This window comes from Janthinobacterium sp. EB271-G4-7A (assembly GCF_020858075.1).
In the GTDB taxonomy this organism is placed as follows: Bacteria; Pseudomonadota; Gammaproteobacteria; order Burkholderiales; family Burkholderiaceae_D; genus Janthinobacterium; species Janthinobacterium lividum.
Genome location: NZ_JACYMI010000001.1, coordinates 3,793,451 through 3,807,172 on the forward strand (window position 1 = coordinate 3,793,451; position 13,722 = coordinate 3,807,172).

Consider the following 13,722-nt stretch of genomic DNA (forward strand, 5'->3'; position numbering starts at 1 on the left):
TACAGCGGATTTTTCAGGTCGGGAGCACCTGAAAAACGTTCAGGACAAGGCGCCGTGCCGCAGGCAGTACGCTAGTACGGCAAGGCACGGCAACGCCGTCATGGACGTTTTCTCAGGCGCTCCTCAAGGCCAGGGCGCTGGCGTCACATCCACATACTGCGCGCCGCCCTGCTCCGGTTCCGCTTCATTTTGCTGCACAGGCTGGTTCAAGGAACCGGCCGGCGAACGCAGACTCAAGATTTCCTTGCGCGCCTCGACGAAGTCGGCGGAACTCAAGGGGTTGTGCTGGTCAGGCCAGTGGCTGACGGCCCATTCCTGCAAGGCTTCAAAGCGCCGCCACAGTTCGGCGACGAATTCGCGGCGCGTCTCTTCCAGCTGTTCCGGAGTCTTTTCAATTGCTTCGCTAATATTGACTTCCATGACTGTTCCCTCGCTGACAAGTTATTTTGCCAGCCTACCCAGAGACCAGCCAGGCGTCTGTTCGCGAACGAACACAGAACTTATTCGGGCATCTTGCGGAAACCCACGGCCAGGCGGTTCCAGGTATTGATGGAGCCGATGGCCAGGGTGACATTGACCATTTCCGCCGGCGTCAATTGTTCCGCCAGCGCCCCATAGTCTGCGTCGGGAGCATGGTTCTGCGGCAGCAGGGTCAGCGCCTCCGTCCAGGCCAGCACGGCTCGCTCGCGCGGCGTGAAGAACGGCGTTTCGCGCCAGACGGACACGGCATACAGGCGACGTTCCGTTTCGCCGGCCTTGCGCGCGTCGCTCGTGTGCATGTCCACGCAAAAAGCGCAGCCGTTGATTTGCGAGGCGCGCAGGCGGATCAGCTCGAGCAGCGAGTGTTCCACGCCCAGCTTGGCGATCGCCGCTTCCAGCGCGTACATGGCCTTGACGGCGTCCGGCGAAGCTTGTGTGAAGTCGAGTCGTTGCTGTGTCATGATGCATTCCTTGATAGAGTAAAGATGCACTATTGTAGAAGCGCAAGCAGTACGCGCGGCAGGCCAATCCCCCCGAAAAACAGCAGACCACCAGCAGACACACCATGGAATTACATATCCTGATCGACGGCACGCGCGACCTGGGCGGCCAGCTGTACCGCCAGCTCAGCGAAGCCATCCGCTCGGGCCGGCTGACGGACGGCCAGCAATTGCCGCCCTCACGCCTGCTGGCCAGCCAGCTGGGGCTGTCGCGCAAGACGGTCTCCGACGTGTATGACAAGCTCGGTTATGAAAAGCTGCTGGTCGGCAAAGTGGGCGTGGGCAGCTTCGTGCAGACGCCGCACGCCTCGCCGCAGCGCCGCCACGCCAGCACGCCGCTGGCCAGCGCGCAGCGCATCGCCCGCTGGGAAGCGACACCCACGCCCTTGCGCCGTGCCAGCCAGGAAGAGCCCGCGCGCTACGCCTTCATCGGCGGACGCGCCACGCCCGCGCACTTCCCGCAGGATGAATGGCGCGCCTGCATGCTGCACGCGCTGCGCCAGGGTGGACAGGCGCGCGGCCGCTATGCGCCTGTCGCCGGCTTGCCATCCTTGCGCGCGGCGATTGCCGGCCATGCCGCCTTCAGCCGCGGCATCCATTGCACCGAGGAACAAGTGCTCGTCACCAGCGGCGCGCAGCAAGCCTTGCACCTGCTGGCGCTGACCTTGCTGGAGCCCGGTGACACGGTTGCCGTGGAAGAACCCGGCTACCCGGTGGCGCGCGCCGTGTTCGCCAGCCAGGGCGCCCGCGTGGTGGGCATCGAAGTGGACGAGGATGGCCTCGTCGTCGGGCAGATTCCCGACGGTACGCGCTTGATCTATGTCACGCCCGCGCATCAATTTCCACTGGGCATGCCGATGAGCATGGCGCGACGCCACGCCTTGCTGGAGCGGGCCCAGCAACTGGGTGCCATCATCATCGAGGACGACTACGACAGCGCCTTCCGCTACGAAGGCCGGCCCGAGGATTCCCTGCAAAGCATGGACCGCTATGGCGTCGTGGCCCATGTGGGCAGCTTTTCCAAGATCATGCTGCCGGAATTGCGGCTCGGCTATGCAGTGCTGCCGCAAGCCATCGTGGCCGCCGTGGAAACGGTGAAATACCTGAGCGATTGCCATACGGCCAGCCTGGGCCAGCATGCGCTGGCCAAGTTCATCGGCGACGGCCATTTGCTGCGCCACATACGCCGCTGCCACGACATTTATGCGGGCCGCCGCGAGCGGCTGCAGCACTGGTTCAACGGCCCGTTGGCGCCGTGGTTCCGCCTCGTGCCGGCCAGCGCCGGCTTCCACGTGGCGGCCCTGGCCCAGGCGCCGCTCGACATCGCCGAATTGCTGCGCCGCGCGCGCCTGGCCGACATCAGCCTGTATGCGCTATCGGGCTTTTACCATGGCGTGGCGCGTCACGAAGGCCTGTTCCTCGGCTATGGCGCCATCGACAAGCTCGATATCGATACGGCGCTGGCCCAGGTGCTGGCGATCCTGCAGGAAATAGCACCGCTGGCCGTCAACGGGGCTGCCAGCGATAATGTCCCGTGATGGGATAGCTGAACAAAATATTTTCCTCGCGCGCACCCTCGCCGATGTTGTGGATGATGAGCGGCACGCCGCTCCATGACTGCTTGTCGCTGACGATGCCGATGTGCGTGAGGTTGCGCGGCAGGCGCCAGGTGACGATGTCGCCCGCGCGGTAAGCGTTCGCTTCCTTGCTTGGCGACAGGCTGGTGCCGTGGCGGGCAAAGTACGTGCCCAGGTTCGGCACGCGGCGGTGATCGATATTGCGGTCCGGCCCCTTCATTTGCCAGCGTCCCTGCTGCTGGTACACCTGCCACGCCTTGCGCATGTCTTCGTGCACCAGCACCTGCAAATCCTGCCCCAGCTGGCGGTAGGCGCGCACGACCACGTCCGTGCACACGCCCCGCTCTATCGGCACGTCGCCGCCCGGATAGGCGAGCCGTTCGTAGCGCGGGTCGTACTGCAGGGTCACGCCCACCTGCTTGCGGGCGGCGACGACGAGGGCTTGCGGGGTAGCAGGGATGGCCGACGCCAGCATGGGCGCTAGGGCAAGCATCAGGATGGGGAGCAGTTTGATTGGCATCAACGTCAATGGTCGGATGAAAATGCCAACTTTACCGCAGCGGCAAGGAAAACGCCGTACGCTTAGACGCCCGCCAGCTGCGCCAGGTGGCCAGGAAAATCCACGGCCGGGCCGGCCGCATTGATGGTATCGAAATAATCATGCCAGCCCGTAGCGGCGATGCCTGCCAGCAAGGCGTTCAGTACCGCCTCGTCCGGGAAGCGCCAGACGGCATAGAATTGCTGGGCAGCCGCATGCAGCTTGCCGCCATCGATGGCGCCCATGGCCAGCGCTTCGGCGCCCGTGCCGGACAAGACCGCCATGCCGGCGCCCACCGTATCGAAATACGCCTGGCGCGCGGCGCCATCGAGGGCCAGCCAGGCCGGTTTCGGACTGTACAGTTCTAACAGGTAATGCATGTTTTCTCCTTCAGTGATCCATCGTCAGGCCAGCGAGCGCTGGGCGCGCTTGCAGATGCGTTGCGTGGCGGCATTGGCACTTTCCAGCAGCCATTGCGCACACAGGCTGCGTACCCAGTCGGGCCGGCTCTTGGCCGCATCGTTGAGCCAATTGGCCACGGAATCCTGCACGTAGACGGCCGGGTCAGCGCGCAAGGCTTGCAACACGGGCAAGGCCAGCTGCGGCCGCTCTTTTAACTGGGCAATATGCGCGCACCAGACGCCGCGCGGGCGCAGCGCTTCGCAGGCGAAACGGCGGACTCTTTCCGACGGGTCCGACGTCCACGGCGCCAGCAAGCGAATGGCGTCGTCAAGATGCGCCGCCAGATGGGGCCGCAGGGCCAGCCAGGCCCATTCACGCACGCCGAAGTGGCCATCGTCGGCCAGCGGCCGCATGGCGGCCAGCTGTTGCGGCAAGGTCCAGCCAGCCTGGGCGGCGATGGCAAAGCAGACCCAGCCTCGTACCGTGTCGGAAACATGCGCTAGCAATGGCGCCAAGTCAACTTGTGCGTCGAGCAGCAATTGCGCCGCCAGCGCCATGCGTTTGGTGATGCCGGCTGCGGCCTGCGCGCGCATCTGCTCCAGCCGGGCCGCGCCGATAGCGGGCACAGCCGCCGCCAGCAGCTGGGCGAAATCGATGGCCAGCCCTTCCGTCAGGGTGGTGCTGGCCACGCTTCCCCCGTTCAGCAGCGCCAGGCGCGCGGGAGCGATGTCGGCGACGCCACGACTCATGCGGCACCTCGGTCCGTCTTGCGCCAGGCTTTTTCCAGCAGCGCGCTCAACAACTGCATTTCTTCCGGCGTGAAATCGGCAAACAGGCTGGCGATCCATTGCGCGTGCTCATCGACCAGGGTGGCTGCGGCCATTTCTCCCTTGGCACTCCGGCGCACCAGCAGCTTGCGCCGGTCGACCTGGTCCGCGTGGCGCGCCAGGAACCCATCGCGTTCCAGGCCGTCGAGCAAGCCCGTGATGGTGCCGCGCGTCACGCCGGCCCGCTCGGCCAGTTCGTGCGGCGACAGTCCGCCGGGCACGTCGCGCAGCAGGGCCAGCAAGACAAACTTGCCTTCCGACAAACCATGCCGGCCCAGGCGCGCGGCGCAATCGCCATCGATGGCGGAGGCCAGGCCCAGCACTTCAAAGCACAGGCGCAACTGACCGATGGAGCGCGTCATGTCGAGACCGCTGGCGCGCCGCTGCACGTCGCCCAGCAGGGCCGTATATTTCTGTTCGAGTTTTATCATATGGCGCAATATAATATGGCACCATATAAAATGTCAAATGGAAAACCTGCGATGGTTTTCCTGCCGGCTCAAAGGCGGGCTTTGTCCCGCGCCCAGGCGATGATAGCATTCGCATCGATGGCACCGGGCTGGCGCGCCACTTCCACGCCACGCATAAACAGGGCCAGGGTGGGAATGCTGCGGATATTGAAACGGCTGCCCAGGTCCGGCGACGCTTCCGTATTCACCTTGACGATGCGAAATGCGGGTTCCAGGGTCTTGGCGGCCTGCACATAGAATGGCGCCATGCTGCGGCAGGGACCGCACCACGGCGCCCAGAAGTCGACCAGCACGGGAATGTCGCTGCGTTCGATATGCTTGAGGAAACGGGCACTGGCCAGGTCCACGGGCTGGCCCGTAAATAAATCCTTCTGGCACTTGCCGCACGTGGGCTGCTCAATCAGGCGGGCTGCCGGCAGGCGGTTGACGGCGTCGCAATGGGGGCACACGATGTGCAGGGAGTCTGGCGGGGTCGAGGTCATGGCATTCCTGGAAAGCGTAGTGTCAAGTTGATGGACATTTTACGGTGTATCGTACAACGCCGCCGGCACGCTGGCGGCGCTTATCCGCAGAGTCCACTATAGTGTGCTGGAACGGCGCGCACATTGCCGGGCCGGCCAAGGAAAACAATGCCTGATGTCGCAGAAAACATGGAATTGAAGAACACCGAGCTGGCTACCGCCCTGCGCTTGCAGCGCGCGGCCTGCCTGGCCCACCCCGTGCCGACCCTGCCCGAGCGCCAACGCGACCTGCAGACTCTGCAGCGCTTTATCCGCGAGCATAAAGATGCGCTATGCGAAGCGATCAGTGCCGATTATGGCAACCGCTCCCGGCACGAAACCTTGCTGGCGGAGATTTTTCCCGCCATCGACGGCATAGCCCATGTATTAAAACACTTGAAAAAATGGATGCGGCCGCAGCGCCGCGGCGTGGACTGGCGCAGCTTTCCTGGCGCCCGCAACCGCGTGATGCCCCAGCCGCTGGGCGTGGTGGGCGTCATCGTGCCGTGGAATTTTCCCGTGAACCTGAGCCTGGTGCCCTTGACCTATATTTTCGCCGCCGGCAACCGCGCCATGGTCAAGATGAGCGAAAACTCGCGCCACCTGGCACGGCTGCTGATCGACACCATGCCCGCCTACTTTCCGCCAGAAAAGCTGCAGTTTTTTGACGAGACGGGCGGCGTGGGTATGGAATTTTCACAATTGCCGTTCGACCACCTGCTGTTTACGGGTTCCGGCCAGACGGGCCGCGCCGTCATGGCGGCGGCCGCGCGCAATCTATGCCCCGTCACCCTGGAGCTGGGCGGCAAGGCGCCGGCCATCGTCTGCGCCGATTTCGACGTGCGCACGGCAGCCGAGCGCATCCTGTTCGTCAAGTACCTGAACGCGGGGCAAATCTGCACCAGCGTCGACCACGCCTGGCTGCCCGAAGCCAGCATCGCCGCCTTCGTCGCGCATGCGCGCGACATCGTGCCCACGCGCTACCCGCGGCTGGACACGCCCGACTACACCTCCATCATCGACGAGGCCGCCTTTGAGCGCCTGCTGCTGGCGCTCGACGAGGCGCGGGAACGGGGCGCGCAAGTGATTTCGCTGTTGCCGGGCCCAGCGTACGACCGGGTCACGCGCAAGATCGCGCCGCACATCGTGCTCGACGCGCCCGAAGATTGCCTGTTGCTGACGCGGGAAATCTTCGGTCCCATCCTGCCGCTGCGCGGCTATGCGAACCTTGACACCGTGATCGACAGCATCAACGCGGGTCCGCGCCCGTTGGCCATCTATCCGTTCAGCAAGCAGGCAGACACGGTGCAGCTGCTGATCGACCGCGTGATGTCGGGCGGCGTGTCCGTCAACGACGCCCTCTTCCACGTGGGCCAGCACGATCTGCCCTTCGGCGGCGTGGGAGAATCGGGCATGGGCCACTACCATGGCGTGGAAGGTTTCCACACCTTCAGCAAGCTGCGGCCCGTGTTTTACCAGGCCCGCTACAGTGTGCTGAAACTGCTGTGGCCACCGTATGGCAAGCTGGCCAGCCGCGTGCTGGCCTTCCTGACGCGCTGATGCTTTACAGGAACAGCGAGGCGGCGATGGCCCACATGACGAGAGCGATGATGCCGTCGAGCACGCGCCAGGCCATGGGCTTGGCAAACACGGGCGCCAGGTAGCGGGCGCCAAAGCCCAGCAGGAAGAACCACAGGGCCGAAGCCATGATGGCGCCGCCGGCGAAGTAGAAGCGTCCCACGCCTTCATGCTGGCCGCCGATCGAGCCGAGCAGGATGACCGTATCGAGGAAGGCGTGCGGGTTCAGCAGGCTGAACGCCAGTGCCGCGCCGATCACGGCCCAGTAGCCTTCGGGCGACTTGGCGGCCGACACCGTCAGGGCCGTTGGGCGCCAGGCCGACTTGGCGGCACGCAAGCCATACGCGATCAGGAAGGTGGCGCCGCCGGCCTTGGCCCACAGCAGGAAATTGGGATTGTCGGCAATGAATGTGCCCATGCCGGCCACGCCGGCCGTGATCAGGATGGCGTCGCACACCAGGCAGACCAGGATGCAGGTGAGCACGTAATGGCGCTTCAAGCCCTGCTTGAGCAAGAAAGCGTTTTGCGTGCCGATGGCCACGATCAGGCTCGCTCCGAGCCCCATGCCTTTCAAGAAGATTGCGCTGTCCATATCGATTCCTTTATTGCTTTCCATCACGCGCACGGCCGCCCACGCTCTGCCGGCAACGGCAAAGTCATCAAAGGTAGGTGGAGGGTGTAGCGGTACCAGCAGGACCGCGCGGGAGAGTGGAGTTGTTACCCTATTTCAACAGTGTAAAGAAAAAGTAAATATAAGTATAATGAATGATTCTAACCATATATAAGAGAAACTTATGCGCGTCGTCGATTACCGTGGATTGGCCGCCCTCGACGCCGTGATCGGCCTGGGCAGCTTTGAAAAGGCCGCGCAGGCGCTGGCGATCAGCCAACCGGCCGTGTCGCAGCGCATCCGCACCCTGGAAAACCTGGAAGGCACCCTGCTGATCATCCGCAGCCACCCGCCCCTGCCCACGGAAGCGGGCCAACGCCTGATCGCCCATTACCGGCAAGTCAAGCTGCTCGAAGCGGCGCTCGACGCCCAGCCCGGCCCCACCACGCATTTGCCGGAACTGGCCATCGCCGTCAACGCCGACAGCGCCGCCACCTGGATCCCGGAAGCGCTGGGACCGCTGCTGTCGCCGCCGTCGTGCCTGCTCGATATCCGCCTCGACGATCAGGACCACACCCTGAGCCAGCTGCGCGAAGGGCGCGTGTTTGCCTGCGTCACCAGCGCCAACGACCTGGTGGCCGGCACCACGGCCACGCCGCTGGGCGGCATGCGCTACCTGTGCGTAGCCTCGCCCGCGTTCGCGCAGCAATGGTTTCCCCATGGTTTTACGGTGGAAGCCGTCAGCCAGGCGCCGGCCATCACGTTTGGCAGCAAGGATGCCCTGCACGAGCGCTACCTGCAGCACCGCCTCGGCTACACGGGCCGCTATCCGCACCATGTGCTCGGTTCGGCGCGCGACTTCGTGCGCTTCATCGAAGCGGGCTATGCTTATGGCATGGTGCCCTTGCTGCAGGCGGAAACAGCGCTGGCCGCCGGCAGGCTGGTCGACGTGGCGGCCGGGCAGGCGCTCGATGTGCCCCTGACCTGGCATGCCTGGGATATCCAGACGCCCCTCACACGCACCCTGTCGGACGCCGTCATCGCCACGGCGCGCAAATGGCTGTTACAGGACTGATTGACGCATGCAACATTTATCTATGCCAGACAGCAACTTCTCCGTGTGCGCCCTGCCTTGCCTGGCCTACACTGCAAGCATCAGCCATCACCATCAGGAGCAAGCATGACGATCCTGCGCACCACCCTGCTCGGTTTGCTGGGGGCCATCCCGCTGGCTGTCGGCCTGGCCGCCTGCTCGCCCTTGATAGCCATCAATGCCTTGTCGTCCGGCAACGCCTCGCAAGTGACGCGCGGCCTGGCCTACGGCCCTCTGCCACGGCAAAAGCTCGATGTCTACGCCCCCAGGACCCGCACGGGGCCCGTGCCCGTGGTGGTGTTCTTTTACGGCGGCAACTGGACAACGGGCGAGCGCGCCGACTATGCCTTCGTTGGTCACGCGCTCGCGGCGCGCGGCTATCTGGCCGTGATCGCCGACTACCGGCTGTATCCGGACGTGCACTATCCCGAAATCTTGCAGGATGCGGCCCGCGCCGTGGCATGGGCCGCGATGGAGTCCAGCCGCCATGGCGGCGACCCGACGCGACTGTTCGTCATGGGCCATAGCGCCGGCGCCTACAATGCGGCGATGTTAGCGCTCGACGCCAGTCTGCTGGCGCGCCACGGCATGCGTCCGCACGACTTGCGGGGTTGGATCGGCCTGGCCGGCCCCTATGATTTCCTGCCAATAGAAAACACCATCACCCGCCCCGTTTTCTTTTACCCGGACACGCCCGCCGCTTCGCAGCCCATCCATCACGTGACTGCCGAAGCGCCGCCCGCCCTGCTGATCGCACCGGCGCCCGGCAAGGATAAGCTGGTCGATCCGCAACGCAACACGGGTGGCCTGGCCAGGGCCTTGCGGGCGCTTGCCAGGCCCGTGACGGAAACGTATTTCGACAAGGTCAGCCATACCACCCTGGTCGCCTCGCTGGCCAGCCCCTTGCGCATGCTGGCGCCCACGCTCGACGCCGTGAGCGCCTTTATCGACGCCAACAGCAAGACAGACCATGCGGCGGACAACACGGCAAACAACGGAGGCACGCCGCAAGACGCCAGGCCAACGCCTCCGGCCACGCCGCAGCAGCCGGCAATGGCGCAGGGCACCGCCACGCAAGCAGCCGCGGCGCGCGTCCACGACAAAACGCCCGTCCCCTGAGGGACGGGCGCTCTGCCTGGCCACGACGCGCAACGCTGCGTGTCAACCAGCCGCACCTCAAGGCTCGGCCCCCGAATGCGGATTCAGTTGACTGCAGCGGCCCGCTTACTCTTTACGGCTGGCGCTGCTGCTACTTTTGCTTTGAGCGGAGCCCGCTTGCGATACGCTGCCGCTGGCCGAGCTTTCGCTGCCGGCCGACTGCTGGCTACCCTGATGGCTGCCGCTTTGCAGGCTTTGGCCGTCACGGCTTTGCGCGCCGCGTTGCTGCTCGCGGTTGGCACCGTTCTGATGATAGGCCTGGAACGGTTCGGCGATGCGCTGCATGGCTTCCTGCTGCTTGCGCACGTTTTTCTCCGTTTCTTCCGACGCCGTGCGAGCCACTTCTTCGGCCAGGGCCTTGGCAGTACGGCTCGTTTCATTCACATGCCGCTCTGCCACGTTGGCCAGCTCGACTTGCGTATCGGCTGCCAGGCGCGCTACCTGTTGCTGGTATTTGCGCAGTTGCTCGGCGGCAGGTTGGCCCGAGGCGGCAGCCACCTGGAACACATCTTCAGCGCGCTCGACCGTCAGCAGGTTCTGGCTGGTGACCGTGGTTTCTTCCAGCAAGCCTTGCGCCAGCTGCATGTTCAGGTCACTGAAGTGCTGCACCGACTGGAACAGCGACTTCGACAGTCCATTAAAGAAAGCCAGCTGGGCTTCCAGGTGGTTTTTGGCGGCAGGGGTAACACTACGGGAATATGGATACATGGAGTTCCTCATTAAATAGCGGTTGGGTGGACACAAACAAATGGCGACACCACCGGCAGTCGAACGGTGAGGCAAACGGCCAGGCTACGCCACGAAACGCGAAAAAACATATCCGATTGGTGGGAAGATGCTTTGCAACGCGAGTCCCAAGGCTACGTGAGCACCGCTGGCGAGGGATGATCTGGATCAAAGGTGCGCTAGGCTGCGCAGAAAGTTTTGGCTGGACGGCTTGCCTTTGGCAAACGTCAGTGACGGGAAGGAAAATCTGTGCCAGGCAAGCTCAACAAGCGGCGCCCGCGCCCGGCACGACGGGCTTGTAGCCATGGCTGCGCAGCGACGCTTCCAGCCAGCGATTGCCATACCAGCCGCGCGCCAGCAGGTAACTGAGCTCCGAGACGGCCATCAGCAGCATCATCGGGCCGATGCGCAGTTCGGTGGCCAGATGGCTGCCAAACCACAGGCACGCATCCATCGCCAGCATGAGCAGCAGCAGCCACCAGCGGCGCTTGGCGACGGCCCAGAACGAGCCCAGGAACAGGGCCGGCCAGGAAAAACCCGCCTTGACGTAGGCATAGCGGCCGGCATCGTCGGCAAACAGGGTGGCGCTGTGCTTCATGCTGCTCTCTTCAGGAAATAACGGTGTCAGGGCTCGGGATGGTGGCAGACTGCTTCGACATTGTGACCGTCCGGCCCCAGCACGAAAGCGCCATAGTAATTCGGGTGATACAGGGCGCGGATGCCTGGCGCGCCGTTATCCTTGCCGCCCGCTTCCAGCGCGGCCTTGTAAAAGGCGTCCACCTGGGCACGGTTGTCCGCCGCGAAGGCGAGATGCATGCCGGCATGCGGCGTGCCGCCCACGCCGAACCAGAAATCGGGCTTGCCATCCTTGCCCAGGCCGACCCAACCCTGCTCTTCCATCACCACCGCGACGCCCAAGGGCGCCAGGGCGGCCGAAAAGAAGGCCTTGCTGGCCTGTGCATCGCTGACATTCAAACCGATGTGATCAAGAATCATGATGGCGCTCCCTGGCGATAGTGAAATGGAAGTACAGTATGCGTCAACATTGCCTTTTAAGCAACCGCAACTGCGAATCCGGCTGCTCAGGAAACGCCATGCGCCTGCCTAGCGCAGGTTGCCCGTGTGGCCCAGCGAATAGCGGCCCGGCTGCGGCCATACGGTCAAGCCGTGCGGTTCCTGGCCAACTTTGACCTTGGCAACGTCGCCGCTGTTCGTATCGATACGGTAGACCACGTCGTCGAAACGGCCGGACAGCCACAGGTACTTGCCATCGGCGGACACATTGCCCATGTCGGGGCTGCCGCCGCCAGGTATCGGCCAGTTCGACACGACTTTTTCCGTGGCGAAATCGATCACGCTGACGCTGCCCTTGCCCTTGGGCTTGCCGTGGATGCGGTGCGTGCCACGGTTGGCCACGTACAATTTCTTGCCATCGCGGCTAGGGTACAAGCCATGCGCGCCCACGCCCGTCTGGATGAAGCCGATTTCCTTCAGGGTGGCGCCATCGACGATGTGCACGCCGTCGGCGTCCATGTCGGCGATATAGAATTTCTTGCCATCCGGCGAGATGCGTATGTCTTGCGGCATGCCCTTCTTGACGCTGCAGATCTCATTTGCCGGGCCGCCCACGGGGCCGGATTCCGCAAAGCGCTTGGCCGGCATCTGCAATTTCAGGTAGCCATCGACCTTGCGGCCCACCAGGTCGATCTTGGCGATGGTGCCGTCGAACTCGCAAGTGAACATGGCGTAGCGGCCGTCATTGGAGAAATCGGCATGGTTGATGCCGCCGCACTGGGGCGTGTCGATCGAATACTGCACCGCCATGGTCTTCGGATCGCGGAAATCGAGGCGGTGGCGCGCTTCGGCCACGACGATGGCCGATTTGCCGTCCGGCGTGTAATACATATTGTAGGGATCATCAACGGGCACTTCCTTGCCCGGCTTGCCGCTCAAAGGGTCGATAGGCGTCAAACTGCCCTTGTCCGTGCGCTCGGCATTGTTCGCCACCCACAGGGTGCGCAAGTCCCACGACGGCACCACGTGCTGCGGGCCGCTGCCGACCTTGAACTTGTCGACAACTTTCAGGGTCTCCTGGTCGATCACGTAGACATCGTTCGAGCGCAGGTTGGGCACGTAGACACGGCGCAAATGATCCTTGACGACGGGGCTCATATTGCTGCTGGCGATGCTGCCGTACACGTTTTTCGGATCCACCAGCGGCGGCATGCCCGGCAGCGGCGAATAGGCGGCGGCCGGCGCGACGGCGGCTGGAGCCGCTGTGCTGGCGCCGGTGACCTGGCTGGCCACGCCCAGGCCGGCCAGTGCGGCAGCCAGGGCGGACAAGGTGACGATGGTGCGTCGTTGAGATTTTTTCATGTGATTTCGCGTCGTTTCGTTGCAAAAAGCCGGAAGTTCAGCACTTCCAGCGGAAGTTATTTATTACGTTTCAGCAGCTGTTTGACGGCAGCCACCGAGGTATCCACCTGCAGCTTGACACCGATCTGGCCCAGTTCAGCCGTGGCGCGCGTCGCGTCACCGCGCACGCCGTCCGCCACGCCGGGCTTGGGTCCGTGGGCCATGGCGTCGCTGCGCACCAGCGACGGGTCCGTCGCCAGCATCAAGGCCGCATCCGCCAAGCCCGCGTGCAGGCCGATCTCGGTGCTGCTGTAGCCACGTTTCTGCAACTCGGCAATATAGGCCGATTGCGTGATGTCATAGTAGTCGAGCAAGGCGTAAGCGCGCGCATCCTTGCCGGAGGAAGCCTTGCCCCAGGCGCGGTTGAGTTTGTTGGCCACGTTTTGCTCATTTTTTTGATAGCCGCCATGGTCGCCGAGAAAAATGATGTCGCGGAAACCATGCTGGCGCAGGCTGGCGGCCGCCCCTTCCAGCACGGCTTCGAAGGCGGCAGGCGGAATCGAGATCGTGCCGGCAAAGCGCATGTGGCCGGCCGGCGGAGAAACCGCGCCTTCCGGCACGTAGGAGACGACGGGCGCGACGATGGTATTGCCCAGCTTTTGCGCAATCTGCCGCGCCAGCAGGCCGGCGCGCACATTGTGCTTGCCCAGCGCGATATACGGCCCGCTCTGCTCGACGCCGCCAATCGGCACCAGCACGGTCGTGGCGCCGTGGTCGATACGGCTGCGCAACTCCGTGCTGGTCAGCTCTTCCAGCATGACACTGCTGCTGGCAGGCGCAGCCGCCATGAGGGGCGCCGTGACCAGCAGGCACGAAAATGTCAGGACGAACAGGGAAACGGGGGGCTT

General features: G+C 64.1%; 17 protein-coding genes. 4 read left to right on the plus strand and 13 right to left on the minus strand.

The features are described 5' to 3' along the window. Positions 1 to 123: 123 nt before the first annotated feature. Together IGS58_RS17030 and IGS58_RS17035 are read right to left on the minus strand one after the other, a co-directional pair. Entirely contained in the window at positions 124 to 420 is a 297-nt protein-coding gene (locus IGS58_RS17030) for a hypothetical protein (protein WP_230522116.1), read from the minus strand. Positions 421 to 500: 80 nt separating this feature from the next. Next, positions 501 to 941, minus strand: coding sequence for a carboxymuconolactone decarboxylase family protein (locus IGS58_RS17035; protein ID WP_230522117.1), 441 nt, complete (start codon positions 939 to 941; stop codon positions 501 to 503). Between the two features lie 104 nt (positions 942 to 1,045). Here IGS58_RS17035 and pdxR point away from each other — a divergent pair, with 104 nt between their 5' ends. Next, entirely contained in the window at positions 1,046 to 2,518 is a 1,473-nt protein-coding gene (pdxR, locus tag IGS58_RS17040; RefSeq protein WP_070279076.1) for a MocR-like pyridoxine biosynthesis transcription factor PdxR, read from the plus strand. Here the strand turns inward: pdxR and IGS58_RS17045 are convergent. From IGS58_RS17045 to trxC, 5 genes are all read right to left on the minus strand, one after another. Next, positions 2,487 to 3,077: a DUF1287 domain-containing protein gene (locus tag IGS58_RS17045; protein ID WP_230522118.1), complete on the minus strand. Its 591-nt coding sequence runs from the start codon at positions 3,075 to 3,077 to the stop codon at positions 2,487 to 2,489. The two genes, pdxR and IGS58_RS17045, sit on opposite strands and share 32 nt — an antisense overlap. A gap of 62 nt (positions 3,078 to 3,139) precedes the next feature. Next, entirely contained in the window at positions 3,140 to 3,475 is a 336-nt protein-coding gene (locus tag IGS58_RS17050; protein WP_230522119.1) for a DUF6616 family protein, read from the minus strand. Between the two features lie 24 nt (positions 3,476 to 3,499). After that, positions 3,500 to 4,246: a DNA alkylation repair protein gene (locus IGS58_RS17055; RefSeq protein ID WP_230522120.1), complete on the minus strand. Its 747-nt coding sequence runs from the start codon at positions 4,244 to 4,246 to the stop codon at positions 3,500 to 3,502. Further along, a complete protein-coding gene (locus IGS58_RS17060; protein ID WP_230522246.1) occupies positions 4,243 to 4,752 on the minus strand; it encodes a MarR family winged helix-turn-helix transcriptional regulator in 510 nt (169 codons plus the stop codon). The genes IGS58_RS17055 and IGS58_RS17060 overlap by 4 nt, the downstream gene beginning before the upstream one ends. 71 nt (positions 4,753 to 4,823) lie before the next feature. Next, positions 4,824 to 5,276, minus strand: coding sequence for a thioredoxin TrxC (gene trxC / locus IGS58_RS17065; RefSeq protein ID WP_070259142.1), 453 nt, complete (start codon positions 5,274 to 5,276; stop codon positions 4,824 to 4,826). A 147-nt stretch (positions 5,277 to 5,423) separates the two neighbouring features. Between trxC and IGS58_RS17070 the strand changes: the two genes are divergently transcribed. Further along, a complete protein-coding gene (locus tag IGS58_RS17070) occupies positions 5,424 to 6,854 on the plus strand; it encodes a coniferyl aldehyde dehydrogenase (protein ID WP_230522121.1) in 1,431 nt (476 codons plus the stop codon). A gap of 4 nt (positions 6,855 to 6,858) precedes the next feature. On the opposite strand, the gene IGS58_RS17075 is transcribed toward IGS58_RS17070, so the two are convergent. Beyond that, positions 6,859 to 7,464, minus strand: coding sequence for a LysE/ArgO family amino acid transporter (locus IGS58_RS17075; protein ID WP_034785705.1), 606 nt, complete (start codon positions 7,462 to 7,464; stop codon positions 6,859 to 6,861). A 202-nt stretch (positions 7,465 to 7,666) separates the two neighbouring features. Between IGS58_RS17075 and IGS58_RS17080 the strand changes: the two genes are divergently transcribed. Next, the gene (locus tag IGS58_RS17080; RefSeq protein WP_034785706.1) at positions 7,667 to 8,557 is read left to right on the plus strand and encodes a LysR family transcriptional regulator ArgP; all 891 of its coding nucleotides are present in this window, start codon (positions 7,667 to 7,669) and stop codon (positions 8,555 to 8,557) included. Positions 8,558 to 8,662: 105 nt separating this feature from the next. Then, the gene (locus IGS58_RS17085) at positions 8,663 to 9,694 is read left to right on the plus strand and encodes an alpha/beta hydrolase (protein WP_230522122.1); all 1,032 of its coding nucleotides are present in this window, start codon (positions 8,663 to 8,665) and stop codon (positions 9,692 to 9,694) included. Positions 9,695 to 9,799: 105 nt separating this feature from the next. Here the strand turns inward: IGS58_RS17085 and IGS58_RS17090 are convergent, their stop codons facing one another. The 5 genes from IGS58_RS17090 to IGS58_RS17110 all read right to left on the minus strand — a co-directional run bounded on the left by IGS58_RS17090 (position 9,800) and on the right by IGS58_RS17110 (position 13,662). Beyond that, the gene (locus IGS58_RS17090) at positions 9,800 to 10,441 is read right to left on the minus strand and encodes a phasin family protein (RefSeq protein WP_070259148.1); all 642 of its coding nucleotides are present in this window, start codon (positions 10,439 to 10,441) and stop codon (positions 9,800 to 9,802) included. A gap of 280 nt (positions 10,442 to 10,721) precedes the next feature. After that, positions 10,722 to 11,057: a hypothetical protein gene (locus tag IGS58_RS17095; RefSeq protein ID WP_052140423.1), complete on the minus strand. Its 336-nt coding sequence runs from the start codon at positions 11,055 to 11,057 to the stop codon at positions 10,722 to 10,724. Between the two features lie 26 nt (positions 11,058 to 11,083). After that, positions 11,084 to 11,455, minus strand: coding sequence for a VOC family protein (locus tag IGS58_RS17100; protein ID WP_170846428.1), 372 nt, complete (start codon positions 11,453 to 11,455; stop codon positions 11,084 to 11,086). A gap of 108 nt (positions 11,456 to 11,563) precedes the next feature. Further along, positions 11,564 to 12,835 carry a YVTN family beta-propeller repeat protein gene (locus IGS58_RS17105; protein WP_034785711.1) on the minus strand — a complete coding sequence of 424 codons (1,272 nt, stop codon included), beginning with the start codon at positions 12,833 to 12,835 and terminating at the stop codon, positions 11,564 to 11,566. 56 nt (positions 12,836 to 12,891) lie between these two features. Beyond that, the gene (locus tag IGS58_RS17110; protein WP_230522123.1) at positions 12,892 to 13,662 is read right to left on the minus strand and encodes a creatininase family protein; all 771 of its coding nucleotides are present in this window, start codon (positions 13,660 to 13,662) and stop codon (positions 12,892 to 12,894) included. Positions 13,663 to 13,722: the final 60 nt, after the last annotated feature.

Coding starts and splice junctions, on each gene's coding strand:
- IGS58_RS17050 (WP_230522119.1), bottom strand. CDS start 3,475: ATGCATTACCTGTTAGAACTGTACAGTCCGAAACCGGCCTGGCTGGCC.
- trxC (WP_070259142.1), bottom strand. CDS start 5,276: ATGACCTCGACCCCGCCAGACTCCCTGCACATCGTGTGCCCCCATTGC.
- IGS58_RS17100 (WP_170846428.1), bottom strand. CDS start 11,455: ATGATTCTTGATCACATCGGTTTGAATGTCAGCGATGCACAGGCCAGC.
- IGS58_RS17035 (WP_230522117.1), bottom strand. CDS start 941: ATGACACAGCAACGACTCGACTTCACACAAGCTTCGCCGGACGCCGTC.
- IGS58_RS17080 (WP_034785706.1), top strand. CDS start 7,667: ATGCGCGTCGTCGATTACCGTGGATTGGCCGCCCTCGACGCCGTGATC.
- IGS58_RS17030 (WP_230522116.1), bottom strand. CDS start 420: ATGGAAGTCAATATTAGCGAAGCAATTGAAAAGACTCCGGAACAGCTG.
- IGS58_RS17095 (WP_052140423.1), bottom strand. CDS start 11,057: ATGAAGCACAGCGCCACCCTGTTTGCCGACGATGCCGGCCGCTATGCC.
- pdxR (WP_070279076.1), top strand. CDS start 1,046: ATGGAATTACATATCCTGATCGACGGCACGCGCGACCTGGGCGGCCAG.
- IGS58_RS17070 (WP_230522121.1), top strand. CDS start 5,424: ATGCCTGATGTCGCAGAAAACATGGAATTGAAGAACACCGAGCTGGCT.
- IGS58_RS17085 (WP_230522122.1), top strand. CDS start 8,663: ATGACGATCCTGCGCACCACCCTGCTCGGTTTGCTGGGGGCCATCCCG.
- IGS58_RS17045 (WP_230522118.1), bottom strand. CDS start 3,077: ATGCCAATCAAACTGCTCCCCATCCTGATGCTTGCCCTAGCGCCCATG.
- IGS58_RS17110 (WP_230522123.1), bottom strand. CDS start 13,662: ATGGCGGCTGCGCCTGCCAGCAGCAGTGTCATGCTGGAAGAGCTGACC.
- IGS58_RS17055 (WP_230522120.1), bottom strand. CDS start 4,246: ATGAGTCGTGGCGTCGCCGACATCGCTCCCGCGCGCCTGGCGCTGCTG.
- IGS58_RS17090 (WP_070259148.1), bottom strand. CDS start 10,441: ATGTATCCATATTCCCGTAGTGTTACCCCTGCCGCCAAAAACCACCTG.
- IGS58_RS17105 (WP_034785711.1), bottom strand. CDS start 12,835: ATGAAAAAATCTCAACGACGCACCATCGTCACCTTGTCCGCCCTGGCT.
- IGS58_RS17075 (WP_034785705.1), bottom strand. CDS start 7,464: ATGGACAGCGCAATCTTCTTGAAAGGCATGGGGCTCGGAGCGAGCCTG.